The sequence below is a fragment of the Glutamicibacter mishrai genome (assembly GCF_012221945.1).
GTDB classification, from domain to species: domain Bacteria; phylum Actinomycetota; class Actinomycetes; order Actinomycetales; family Micrococcaceae; genus Glutamicibacter; species Glutamicibacter mishrai.
Map to the genome: position 1 here is coordinate 2,043,889 of NZ_CP032549.1, position 12,368 is coordinate 2,056,256.

At 59.7% G+C, this 12,368-nt stretch carries 10 protein-coding genes, 1 pseudogene and 2 riboswitches; of the genes and pseudogenes, 5 read left to right on the forward strand and 6 right to left on the reverse strand.

All coding sequences use genetic code 11. From position 1 onward, the window contains the following. The first annotated feature begins 33 nt into the window (after nt 1–33). The 3 genes from D3791_RS09665 (at nt 34) to D3791_RS09675 (ending at nt 1,798) form a co-directional block, all read left to right on the forward strand. On the forward strand, nt 34–579 hold the full coding sequence (locus D3791_RS09665; protein WP_172512035.1) for a histidine phosphatase family protein: 546 nt from the start codon (nt 34–36) through the stop codon (nt 577–579). A 95-nt stretch (nt 580–674) separates the two neighbouring features. Next, nucleotides 675–1,172 (forward strand): RNA polymerase sigma factor, encoded by a 498-nt coding sequence (locus D3791_RS09670; protein ID WP_172512036.1) that lies wholly within the window; start codon nt 675–677, stop codon nt 1,170–1,172. Then, nucleotides 1,169–1,798 carry a methylated-DNA--[protein]-cysteine S-methyltransferase gene (locus tag D3791_RS09675; protein ID WP_172512037.1) on the forward strand — a complete coding sequence of 210 codons (630 nt, stop codon included), beginning with the start codon at nt 1,169–1,171 and terminating at the stop codon, nt 1,796–1,798. Before D3791_RS09670 ends, D3791_RS09675 begins: the two co-directional genes overlap by 4 nt. Nucleotides 1,799–1,806: 8 nt before the next feature. On the opposite strand, the gene D3791_RS09680 is transcribed toward D3791_RS09675, so the two are convergent. Then, a complete protein-coding gene (locus tag D3791_RS09680) occupies nt 1,807–2,643 on the reverse strand; it encodes a shikimate dehydrogenase family protein (protein WP_172512038.1) in 837 nt (278 codons plus the stop codon). Nucleotides 2,644–2,823: 180 nt separating this feature from the next. Between D3791_RS09680 and D3791_RS09685 the strand changes: the two genes are divergently transcribed. After that, complete coding sequence (locus D3791_RS09685) at nt 2,824–4,161, forward strand: MFS transporter (protein WP_172512039.1); 1,338 nt, start codon at nt 2,824–2,826, stop codon at nt 4,159–4,161. Nucleotides 4,162–4,255: 94 nt separating this feature from the next. Here D3791_RS09685 and katG read toward each other — a convergent pair whose 3' ends face one another. Both katG and D3791_RS09695 read right to left on the reverse strand, forming a co-directional pair. Then, nucleotides 4,256–6,436 carry a catalase/peroxidase HPI gene (katG, locus tag D3791_RS09690; protein ID WP_172512040.1) on the reverse strand — a complete coding sequence of 727 codons (2,181 nt, stop codon included), beginning with the start codon at nt 6,434–6,436 and terminating at the stop codon, nt 4,256–4,258. A 91-nt stretch (nt 6,437–6,527) separates the two neighbouring features. Beyond that, on the reverse strand, nt 6,528–6,962 hold the full coding sequence (locus tag D3791_RS09695) for a Fur family transcriptional regulator (RefSeq protein ID WP_022875388.1): 435 nt from the start codon (nt 6,960–6,962) through the stop codon (nt 6,528–6,530). Between the two features lie 669 nt (nt 6,963–7,631). Between D3791_RS09695 and D3791_RS09700 the strand changes: the two genes are divergently transcribed. After that, nucleotides 7,632–9,488: a BCCT family transporter gene (locus D3791_RS09700; protein ID WP_172512041.1), complete on the forward strand. Its 1,857-nt coding sequence runs from the start codon at nt 7,632–7,634 to the stop codon at nt 9,486–9,488. A 69-nt stretch (nt 9,489–9,557) separates the two neighbouring features. On the opposite strand, the gene acs is transcribed toward D3791_RS09700, so the two are convergent. From acs to D3791_RS09715, 3 genes and pseudogenes are all read right to left on the reverse strand, one after another. Then, nucleotides 9,558–11,519: an acetate--CoA ligase gene (gene acs, locus D3791_RS09705; RefSeq protein WP_172512042.1), complete on the reverse strand. Its 1,962-nt coding sequence runs from the start codon at nt 11,517–11,519 to the stop codon at nt 9,558–9,560. A 60-nt stretch (nt 11,520–11,579) separates the two neighbouring features. Beyond that, nucleotides 11,580–11,720: pseudogene (locus D3791_RS09710) on the reverse strand (ABC transporter permease); the annotation flags it as partial. Nucleotides 11,721–11,733: 13 nt separating this feature from the next. Continuing rightward, entirely contained in the window at nt 11,734–11,895 is a 162-nt protein-coding gene (locus tag D3791_RS09715; protein WP_172512043.1) for a hypothetical protein, read from the reverse strand. Nucleotides 11,896–11,900: 5 nt separating this feature from the next. Further along, nucleotides 11,901–12,006: riboswitch (SAM riboswitch) on the reverse strand. Nucleotides 12,007–12,273: 267 nt separating this feature from the next. Further along, nucleotides 12,274–12,365, forward strand: a riboswitch (SAM riboswitch). Nucleotides 12,366–12,368 lie beyond the last annotated feature (3 nt).

Sequence of the window (12,368 nt, forward strand, 5' to 3'; positions counted from 1 at the left end):
CGCCGGTACGCTGGACTCATGGATACTGCGCTGGTGTTGATCAGACACGGACTGACCGATTGGAATCTGGCTGGCCGCCTTCAAGGGCGTACCGACATTCCACTGAATGACACCGGACGCGGACAAGCCCGCGGTGTCGGCCGCGAATTGGTAGGCCAGGGCTTCTCCTTGATCCTCGCTTCCCCTCTGGGCCGGGCCCAGGAAACCGCCGCATTGATTGCCGAGGAATTAAACGCAGAAACCGGCCAGCCGGTCCCGGATCTCATCGAACGCGGATTCGGGCCGTTGGAAGGCCGGATCATGGCCGAGGTCTCCGACGAGGAATCAGTGTCGTTGCAGTCCCAGCTCGAACCCATCGACGATATCCTGCGCCGGGCGATTCCCGCTTTGATTGACCTGTCGGTGGAACATGCCGGCAAGAAGGTGGCCGTGGTGAGCCATGGCGCAACCATGCGCGCCATCCGCGATGCACTGGCTGGAACCAAGCTGCCACGAGGCGTGGAAAACGGCGAGATCATCCAGATCAATATCCAACGCCTCAACGAGCTGGCTGAAGAACTCGATTTGGTCAGCTGCTAGGACCTGGAAGTTTTCTTCTCCGGAACCTCACACTTTTGCAGCGCACTGCGTTTACATGGTGAAAGCCCGTCAAGGCGCCAAACTTCAGGAGAGCCATGCAAGTACCCTTTGAGCGGATAGTCCAGGATTATGGGCTGAACGTATTACGGGTTTGCCGTGCCTTGCTTGATGAGCACCGCGCCCAGGACGCCTGGTCCGAGACCTTCCTTTCCGCGCTCAAGGCCTATCCGCAGCTGGCGGATGATGCCAATGTCCTCGCCTGGCTGGTGCGTATCGCGCGCAACAAGGCCATCGATGAACTGCGCAGGAACAAGCCGGAGATCCTTGACGATCACCAGCAATGGGACCACGCTGACGGCCAACCGGATCTTGGGCTGGAGCTGGAGAACCTCCAGCTCTGGCAAGAGGTTGCCCAATTGCCCCAGAAACAACGGCTGGTAGTCGGGTACAGGTATCTCGGCGGGTTGAGCTATGCGCATATAGCCCATCTGGTTTCCGGGACTGAGGCCGCGGCTCGGCGTGCAGGCAGCGACGGGATCAAGAACCTTCGCCGGATACTCGGCGACGACACACTGTGGCAGGAGCAGTCATGACTGACTCAAGAATCAACCCAACCGCAACCGGAGAAGAAACCGCGCTTTTGGAAAAACTGGGCAATGAACTTCGGGCCAAGGCGCAGGCCGAGGAACTGCTCGACGTTTCCTACCGCATCGTTGATAGCCCGGTAGGCTCGCTGCTTTTGGCCAGCACCACGGCTGGCCTGGTGCGGGTGGCCTTCGAAACCGAAGACCACGACAAGATCCTTGAACTGCTCGCTCAAAAACTCAGCCCGCGAATCCTCAAGGATCCTTCGCGCCTGGATGCCGTGGCCAGGCAGCTGGACGAGTACTTTGCCGGAACCCGGCACAATTTCGACGTGCCCTTGGACCTCAAGCTCTCCACTGCCTTCCGCCGCCAGGTTCAGCTGGAGCTGGGCGAGATCGGCTACGGGCATACCTGGAGCTACTCGCAAATGGCCGAGCGCATCGGCAACCCGAAGGCCGTACGCGCCGTCGGGTCAGCCTGCGCGACCAATCCGATCCCCATCGTCCTGCCGTGCCACCGGGTGCTGCGCACTGATGGGTCATTAGGCGGATACCTGGGCGGACTGGAAGCGAAAACAGAATTGCTGAAGCTGGAAAATCCGGACTTCGGTGGTGCGCCGGGCACGCTGTTCTAGAGCCCGGCTCAGTTGTTTTCGCGGATGCGCTTCAGGGAGAGCTGCAGCTGGGCAGCGGTCTGTTCTCCCAAGCCCAGCAGCGGAATCATCGCTTCGGCTTGAAGCAGCAGGTGCTCCCAGCCGTCGGAATATTCCAGGCCCTGGTCTATGGCCGACTGGATTGTTCCCGTGACGTGCTTGCCGTACACGAAGTCATAGACAAAGGTTCCAGGCGTGAGCCGGGTTTTGCCCCAAGGCGCTGGGTCTTCTGGATACTTGCCGATGGGTGTGGCATTGATGATCAGCGAGGCTTGCGTGGCTGCTTCGGCAACGTGCGAGAAATCCACGGTCCTGCCCCGGATTCCCATGCCATTGGCCAGGGACAACAGCTCTGCTGCGACATCCTGGTTTCGGTCCGTGATGGTGACGGTGCCGATGCGCCCCTTGAGCGCAACCAGCGCGGCCCGAGCGGCGCCACCTGCGCCGAGCAGCAAAACGTGATCATGGGATTTCGCGGCAAGCCTGTTTTCTACGGCAATCAGATCAGTGTTGTAGCCGTGGAGCTGATCGTCCTGCCGAATCAACAGGTTTGCTGCGCCGCTGAGGCTGACCTGTTTGGAGCGTTCGTCCGCGATGGCCGCGGCCCACTGCTTGTGGGGCATGGTCACGTTGGCGCCAATGACGTCCGCGGCGAGCAATCCGTCATGCACTTCCTGCATTCCGCTTTGCGCAGGTACGTCCCAAGTCAGATACTCCCACTTGTTGCCAAGCTCTTTGAATACTGGATTCCAGAGGTCGGGTGACATGGTGTGGGAGGCGTGGGATCCGATGATGAATAGTTGTGTTGCGTTGTCCTCGTAACTCATTGTTGTCCTTCCGAGACGAACTGGTTCAGTGTTGATGACGCAGGCCGTTTAACATCTTGTGACACGCCTCACCTTTGCTGTACTTTATTCATTGTCGCATATCGCACAGATGTGCGCATTGCGTACAACTGGCATAAGTGCAGGACGTGAATCATCCCCGCTGCTGTGGAAGGACACCCCATGAGCAAGACCACCACCCATACGAGCCCGAACCTCGATGAGGAGCAACAGCGCAAGCTCAAGCGAGCCAAGAAAGCGGCGCTCGCGGGATTCCTCGGCGGCGCGCTGGAATACTATGACTTCTTCATCTACGCGACCGCGGCTTCCTTGATCTTCTCCAAGATCTTCTTCCCGGCCGGGGATGCGACCATTGCGCTGCTGGCCTCGTTTGCCACCTTCGGCGTCGCCTACATCGCCCGTCCATTCGGAGCGATCTTCTTCGGGCATCTCGGCGACAGGCTGGGACGCAAGGCGGCGCTGGTGATGACCCTGGTGCTGATGGGCTCGGCAACCTTCCTCATCGGCGTGCTGCCGGACTTCTCGACAGCCGGCTACTGGGCACCGGCCCTTCTGGTGATCTTGCGCCTGATGCAGGGCTTGTCCGCAGGAGCGGAAACAGCCGGCGCTTCGGCGCTGTCCACCGAGGAAGCGCCCGAAGGGCGCCGCGGCTTCTTCGCCAGCTTCTCCATGAGCGGCATTTCCTTCGGTATCGTCCTCGCGTCGCTTGCTTTTCTTCCGGTGGCCGCGATGGAAGAATCGGCGCGGTTGGCCTGGGGCTGGAGGATCCCATTCTGGCTCTCGCTTTTGGTTCTCGTTGCCGCCTACCTTGTGCGCCGCTCATTGGAGGAGCCCGAGGTCTTCGAGGAAAAGCAGGAAGCGGACGCTACGGTCAAGCTGCCGTTCACCAAGATGATCACCACCCACCCAGCGCAGTTCGTCCAGGTGGCGCTGATGTCCTTCCAAGTCGTCACGAATACATTCATGCAGTCCTTTGGGCTCTCTTACGCGGTATCCGTCGGCATCCCGGCTGCCACCATGCTGTGGGTGAGCATCGCAGGCAATGTCATTGCCATTGCCAGCCAGCCATTCTTCGCACGTCTCTCTGACATCTACGGGCGCAAGAAGGTCTTTATCGCGGGCGTCATGGGATCTGGCGTGATGATCTTTGTGTACTTCTTGACGATTTCCACCGGAAATCTGGCCATGATTTTTGTTTCCAGCATGCTGATCACGGCCGGAACGTACGCCGCGTCGAACTCGGTCTACCCGGCCTGGTTCTCCGAGCTGTTCAACGTGAAGGTGCGCTATTCGGGAATGGCCATCGGCCTGCAGATCGGCATCCTCTGCGCCGGGTTCACCCCGATGCTTGCCACCGCCCTTGTGGGAGATGTGACTGCCAACTGGGGCCCTGCGGCGTGGATCGTAGCTGCCTCTTCGATCCTCGCTGTGATTGGCGCGGTATGGGCCCGCGAAACGAGCAAGACTGATCTGCGCGAACTAGGCAACCCAGTTCCTTAACGCCAGCACAATGACAGCTTTCAATTAACGACGGTGGCCGCCACCTTCCGAATCAATCGGAAGGTGGCGGCCACCGTTGTGCGCCGTGGGCTGCTTACTTGCGCAGCTCGAAGCGGTCTGCATCCATGAGCTTGGCCCATGCTGCGGCGAAGTCCTTGACGAACTTCTCCTTGGCGTCGTCCGAAGCGTAAACCTCGGCCAGTGCGCGCAGCTCGGAGTTCGAGCCGAAGACCAGGTCTACGCGGCTGCCGACCCAGCGGCCGTCAGTGGTTGCGTAGGTCTTCTCTTCTGCATCCGGGGTCCACTCAAGGCCCAGTTCCAGCAGGTTAGCGAAGAAGTCGTTGGTCAGTGCACCAGGGGTCTCGGTGAACACGCCGGTGTTCGAGCCGTCCCAGTTGTTGCCCAGTACGCGCAGGCCGCCGAGCAGTACGGTGGTCTCTGGCGCGGTCAGGCCCAACAGGTTGGCGCGGTCCAGCAGCAGGTACTCGGAAGGCAGGTTCAAGAAGCCCGAGTCGTAGTTGCGGAAACCGTCAGCTACTGGCTCCAGCCATGCGAACTGCTCAACGTCGGTCTGCTCCTGGGTTGCGTCAACGCGACCTGGGGTGAAAGGAACCTCGATCTGCTGGCCGCCAGCTGCAGCGCCCAGCTCAACACCTACGTTGCCGGCCAGAACCACAACGTCAGCGAAGGAGGTCTTCACAGCGGAAGTAGCGTTGAAGGTGTCAACGATTTCTTCCAGCTTTGCGATAACTGGCTTCAGCTGCTCTGGCTGGTTCACGCTCCAGGAAACCTGTGGCTCCAGGCGGATGCGGCCGCCGTTGGCGCCGCCGCGCTTATCCGACGAGCGGAAGGTTGCCGCTGCCTTCCATGCGGTGGAGACCAGCTGCTGTACCGACAGGCCGGAGTTCTTGATCAGTTCCTTGAGTTCGGAAATCTCTGCGGCGCCCAGGGTGGTCTCTGGTGCAGCTGGCAGTGGATCCTGCCACAGCAGGTCCTCTGCAGGAACCTCTGGACCGAAGTAGCGGGACTTCGGGCCCATGTCGCGGTGGGTCAACTTGAACCAAGCGCGAGCGAAAGCGTCAGCGAACTTCTGCTGGTTGTCCTTGAACTCGCGGGAGATCTTCTCGTAGGCAGGATCAACGCGCAGGGCCAGGTCGCTGGTGAGCATGCGTGGTTCGCGGCGCACCGAGGAGTTCTGGGCCATTGGAACCATGTCGGCTCCGCCGTTGTCCTTTGGACGCCACTGCTGGGCACCAGCAGGGGAGTGGAACAGTTCCCACTCGTAAGCGAAGAGGATGTGGAAGAACTCGTTGTCCCAACGGGTTGGATGGTAGGTCCAGGTAACTTCCAGACCGGAGCCGATGGTGTCATCGCCGTGGCCGGTGCCGAAGTCGGACTTCCAGCCCAGACCCTGCATCTCCAGTGGAGCTGCTTCCGGGTCGCCGCTCTTGTGGGACTCGGCACTGGCGCCGTGGGTCTTGCCGAAGGTGTGGCCACCGGCAATCAGGGCGACGGTTTCTTCGTCGTCCATGCCCATGCGGCGGAAGGTCTCGCGGATATCCGCTGCCGAAGCCAGCGGATCGGCAACGCCGTCCGGGCCTTCTGGGTTCACGTAGATCAGACCCATCTGGACTGCTGCCAGAGGTGCCTCCAGATTGCGGGCGCCTGTGTAGCGTTCGCTATCCAGCCAGACCTTTTCTGGGCCCCAGTAAACATCGTCATCTGGCTCCCAAACGTCCTTGCGGCCGCCGGCGAAGCCGAAGGTCTTGAAGCCCATGTCTTCCAGAGCCACGTTGCCAGCCAGGATCATAAGGTCAGCCCAGGAGATGGACTGGCCGTACTTCTTCTTTACTGGCCACAGCAGACGGCGAGCCTTGTCCAGGTTCACGTTATCTGGCCACGAGTTCAGTGGAGCGAAGCGCTGCTGGCCGGCGGAGCCGCCACCGCGGCCGTCGTGCGAGCGGTAGGTGCCAGCGGAGTGCCACGCCATGCGAATCAGGAAGGGACCGTAGTGGCCGAAGTCGGCTGGCCACCAGTCGTAGGACTTGGTCATAACCTCGGCAAGATCAGCCTTGACTGCCGCCAGATCCAGAGCTTCGAAAGCCTTGATGTAATCGAAGTCTGCATCCAGAGGGTTGGTGGCCTCCTGGTTCTTTGCAAGGATCTTCAGATTCAGCTTATTCGGCCACCACTCGGTGTTGGCGTTGCCCTGAGTCGGGTGTACACGACCGGTGTTGCCTACAACCGGGCACTGACCTGCTGTTGTCTCAGACATATGCTCTTCCTTCCGGATTTCTTGGGGTTTAGGTTTCGATGTTCATCGCGCGAGATGGCTCGTGAGATGACAAAGTCTTAGGGCCGGGCGGCTATTCGTTCAGATTCTTGGCCTGGCATTCGGGGCAGGTGCCCCAGTAGATGACCTCGGCTTCATCGATCTTGAATCCGTGGTCATCTGATGCGTGCAGACAAGGTGCTCCGCCGACAGCACAGTCGACGTCGGCCAGGTTCCCGCATTGGCGGCACACCACATGATGATGATTGTCGCCCACGCGGGTCTCGTACCGTGCGATATGTCCTTGAGGCTGAATCTGGCGAATGACGCCCAAACTGGTGAAAAGCTTGAGCGAATCGTAGACCGCTTGGTGCGACACCGTGGGATGCTCACTGTGGACAGCCGAAATAATTGTTTCGGTATCCGCGTGAGGGTGCGCGGCTACGGCAGCGAGTACCGCAACGCGTGGTTGCGTGACTCGCATCGAAGCCGCTTTGAGCACCTGCTCAATCCCGTCTAGAGATGTCATATCTTCAGCATGCCCGCTTATCTTGAATGAGTCAAGATAAGTCGCGATGCATTTCAGGTTACTACGCGAAGATTCGCGGTTAACGGCTTTGCAGTAGATGCTGGTTAGTAGATATTCCGACTAGGGAATATTCCCGTGTGCCGTGTCAAGGAAACCGCAGTTACCGCGACAGCCTCGTTTTTCGGATCAGTTTTGCGGAAAATCCAAGGGGAAAATCAGGGGGGGGAGAATTCCCTGTCGGAACCGAAGAATTCCGCTCGCTTTGCCACTGAAATTGTTCGCACGCGAGCAAGTTCACAGAGCTGTGAAACCCCTATGGAAACATCGCTCTGGAGGGGTTGCGGCGAGCCAAGATCCGCGAAAAATAGGGGCTCTGGTTTGACCAATGGGTGCGAGTCGACCATGCTTAAAAAGGACTATTTACGATTTATTGTGACAATCCGAGAAGAAATAGCGTCGGGTCACCGGTCAAATTACCGGAGACATTCCCCTTGGCTAGCTGTACCAATCAGCGCCTGCTGACGCTAGATTTGGATTCAGTGAATCGACACCGATAAGCAATTCGCAATCAAACACACTGCATGGCAATCGCATCCTAGGGAAACGGTTACGCATCGGATTCCAAGGTGGATCTCATCCGCGGAGTCTTGCCAGTGAAGGAAGAACGCAATGAAGCAGACGGATCAATCTTTTGAAGACCTCGTCGGCGAGCTGCATTCAGCTCGACAACGACGACCTAAGAAATATTCGGTTTCAGGAACCGACTATTGGGTATTTGGCATCGCTGGCGCCTTGGCGCTGGCATTTATTGTTTGGGGTTTTGTTACCCCCGAGGGCTTGGGCAAAGCCTCAGACGTAGCACTTGATTGGGTCATCACCAACACCGGCTGGCTGTTCGTTATCGCAGCCTCGGTCTTTGCAATATTTGTCATCGTGGTAGCTGCTAAGAACTTTGGCCGCATCCCGCTGGGCAAGGACGACGAAAAACCGCAATTCAGCACGGTCTCATGGATCTCCATGATGTTCGCCACCGGCATGGGCATCGGCCTGGTGTTCTACGGCGTAGGCGAACCGCTGTTCTTCTACATGTCGCCTCCACCAGGCACCGTTGAAGGATCTACCGACGCTGCCTTGAGCACCGCGATGGGCACCACGCTCTTCCACTGGACACTGTTCCCTTGGGCGATGTACGCCATCGTCGGTTTGGGCATGGCCTACGGCAGCTTCCGACTGGGACGCCCGCAGCTGTTCTCAGCGATGTTCTCCTCGATTTTCGGAGAGCGCATCGTCCACGGCTGGGGTGGCCGCACCATTAACGTCCTGGCTATTATCGCCACGCTCTTCGGCTCCGCTTGTTCCTTGGGACTCGGAGCGCTGCAGATTGGCGGCGGCATCCAGTCCGCAGGAATCATGGAAAAGGTCGGCTCCGGTGTCCTGGTAGTCATCATCGCGATTCTGACCGCACTGTTTGTCGCCTCAGCCGTCTCCGGCATCGAGCGCGGCATCCAGTGGCTGTCGAATATCAACATGGTTCTGGCAGTGGTCTTGGCGCTGATCGTCTTCATCGGCGGACCGACCCTGTTCATCCTGAACGTCATCCCTAACGCCGTGGGCTCCTTCATCGGCGACTTGCCTGAGATGGCCTCGCGCACCGCGGCCTCCGGCGATAGCACCATGTCCAGCTGGCTGTCTTCGTGGACCGTCTTCTACTGGGCCTGGTGGATCTCATGGAGCCCATTCGTAGGCCTGTTCATCGCGCGTATTTCGCGCGGCCGCACCATCCGCCAGTTCGTCACCGGCGTGCTGCTGGTTCCTTCTGCTGTCACCCTGATCTGGTTCTCGATCTTCGGCGGCGGCGCCATTGGCCTGCAGGAGCGCGCTGAGCGTGCTGGAAACACCGGCGACATGCTGACCAAGATGGCGGACGGGGCTCCGGACATCAACTTCGACCTGATCCTCTTCGGCCTGCTCGACAAGCTGCCGGTCTCCGGCTGGATCGCCACGGTTCTGATGGTGGTCACGGTCTTGCTGATCGCGATCTTCTTCGTCACCGGCGCCGACTCGGCCTCCATCGTGATGGGTGCCCTGAGCGAGCGGGGCGCGGAAGAGCCAACCAAGAAGTCCGTGCTCTTCTGGGGTGTTGCCACCGGCGCTGTCGCGGCAGTCATGCTGCTGGCTGGCGGCGATCATCCGGCCGAAGCGCTCAATGGCCTGAAGAACATCACGATCGTTTCGGCCTTGCCGTTCGTGATCGTCATGCTCTTGCTGTGCGTAGCGCTGTGGAAGGACCTGAGCCGGGATCCGCTGATCCTGCGCGGCAAGGTCGCCCGCACCGTGCTGGAGCAATCGGTGACCCAGGGTGTGGACCGGCATGAAGGCAGCCAGTTCAGCTTGATGACCACCGAGATTCCAATCATCAAACCGGCCGATAAGCCCGAAGCCGGTGACTCGGGATCTGCCCAGATCTTCGTCACCGAAGCTGATGCGAAAGATCCCTCGGACTCCACCCAGTCCAAGGATTCCTAGCAACAAATAGTTGAAGCCACGTCCCGCGGGACGTGGCTTCAACTATTTAAGCGGGGCGGGCCGGTGAGCCTAGCCGCGTGCCCGGCAGATCGCGTTGATCTCGGGAATGCACGGTTCATTCTGCAAGCTGGTGGTATCGCCGAGTGTGGTCCCCTCGAACAGCTGGGTGAGCAACCGGCGCATGATCTTGCCTGAGCGCGTCTTGGGTACATCAGGAACGAGCACCACATCGCGCGGCTTGGCGATCGGGCCAATCTGCGTGGTGACCGTGGAGCGCAGCTCAGCGATGAACTTCGCCTGGCGGGCAGCGAGCTGCTCATCAGGATTCTCGGCAATCAGCGACTTATCCAAAGGCACCACAAAAGCGGTCGCCGCGTGGCCAGTCTTGGCATCCGGAGTCGGGCACACACCGGCCTCGACAACACCCGGGTTGGTGACCAGCGCGGACTCGATTTCAATGGTGGACAGCCGGTGGCCGGAAATGTTGATCACGTCATCGGTGCGGCCCAGGATGAAGATATCTCCATCCTGGTCAAAGCGCGCGCCGTCACCGGCGAGGAACCAGCCCTGCTGGACATACTGTTCCCAGTAGCTGGTGTAGTAGCGTTCCGGGTTGCCCCATACGGTACGCGCCATCGACGGACCGGTCTGGGTGATGACGATATTGCCCTGGGTATTCGGCGCAACGCGCTGGCCCTGGCCATCAACAATGTCCACCGAGACTCCCGGCAAAGCGCGGGCAGCGCAGCCCGGCTTGAAGTAGTCGTCGGTCGGCAGCGGGGAGAGGATGGTCGCGCCGGACTCGGACTGCCACCAGGTATCCACCATGGGCAGGCCGGCCGGGGTATCGCGCCCCAGCTGTTCGCGGAACCACTTCCACGCTTCCGGGTTCACTGCTTCGCCCACGGTGCCGCCGGTGTTGATGGAGGACAGGTCGTACTGTGCGGGGATGCCGTCCGGGAACCAGCCCATCAACGAGCGAACCAGGGTGGGCGCGGTGTAGTAGCTGGTGACCTTGTAGCGTTCGATGACTTCAAAGTGGCGTCCTGGATGCGGGGCGTTGGGGACGCCTTCATAAATCACCTGGGTGACGCCGTTGGCCAGCGGACCGTAGATCTCGTAGGTGTGGGCGGTAACCCAGGCAAGGTCCGCGGTGCACCAGTGCACGTCTTGATCGCGCTGGGAAGGATCCGGGTTGGCGAAGAGCATGTTGTAGCTGGCGGCGGCCTGGGTCAGGTATCCGCCGGTGGTGTGCACCAGGCCCTTGGGCTGTCCGGTGGTGCCGGAGGTGTACATGATGAACAGCGGAGTTTCCGAGTCGAAGAACTGAGCCTCATGTTCGGTGGACTGGGTGTCGACAACATCGTGCCACCACACGTCGCGGCCTTCGGTCCACGGGATCTCATCGCCGGTGCGGCGAATGACCAGGACCTTTTCGATTTCGTTCTCGCCGGAGACCGCTTCATCGGCGTTGTCCTTCACTGGCACCGAGGTGCCGCGGCGGAACTGGCCATCGGTGGTCACCAGCACCTTGGCCTTGGTGTCTTCTACGCGGAACTTCAGGGCCTCGGCGGAGAAGCCGCCGAAGACCAGCGAGTGGATGGCGCCGATGCGGGCGCAGGCCAGGGTGATGACGATGGTTTCAATGAGCACCGGGAGGTAGATGACCACGCGGTCGCCCTTGACCACGCCCAGGGATTCCAGCGCGTTGGCCGCCTGGCTGACGCGTTCTTGCAGGTTCTTGTAGGTGACGGCTACCCGGTCTCCGGGCTCACCCTCGAAGTACAGCGCCACTTTCTCACCGCGCCCGGCGGCTACGTGGCGGTCGGCGCAGTTCACCGCGGCGTTGAGCTTGCCGCCCAGATACCAGGAGATCTGCGGGCCGCGCTTGGCGGCTGGATCAGCCGGGACGATCTGGCTGGTGGTGTGCCAATTGGTGTCCCAATCAAGGAGGCGTGCCGCTTCATCCCAGAATGCTTGGCGTGCTTCCTCCGAGGCAAGAGTTGAGGTTGATGCCGATTCGATGGTCATGACAGAAAATTCCTTGAACAGTATTGATGAAAAAATGGTGGTTCTAGCGATGCGCTGGAATCAGGTCCAGCGTTTGATGGCCCAGCGTTCGGCGATGGAGAGCAAGATGATGGTCATGATCAGCCCGTCAAGCCTGCCGTTGTTCTGCGAGTCGGTGAGCAAGAAGCCTAGGCCCCTGGATGCGCCGAGCAATTCTGCTGCGTTCTTGCATGCGTCATATCAGGGCGAAACATGAATTGTCTTGCGACATTCGCAGTCGTTTGCGGCTTTCCTTCTTGGTGGTGAAGGTGCGTGATACCTCGCTGAAGTCGACACCCAGTGCGGTCGAGGGGTGGGCCGGGTCGTGCGCCTGAGGCTGTGCAAAGCTCAGTGCCATGATCATCTCCATCGGTCCTGGCGGTAGCACCGGCCTATGGAAAGTGGTCTCATCCATAGGTGGTTGCTGCGGCGTCACTGAGCCAGATCTCTCGGCCGCTCGGGATGGTTACACGTCCATTACAGGGTTTCGAAGGAATTGAATGCAAATCTTGCGTAACATGAAAAATCTTCGATAACTCCGTCACATGCGCGGGATATTTCGTTACTTATTTCATTGAATGCCTGTTTGATCGATGATGGGCGTTGTTGATCAAGTCATCTTCGGCGTGAAGCGCCATTGACTGTGCAACCTGCCTGTCAAACCGGTACGCCGCGGGGACGAAATGTGACTTCGTGGCTTGGAAGCACCGGTTTGTTACGGCTACAAATGAATGACAACCCATCCAGAGCGGCTAAGAGATCTGGCTCGACGACGCCGCAGCAACCACCCGAATCGCGGGACGGTGCTACCGCCAGGACCGATGGAAAGAA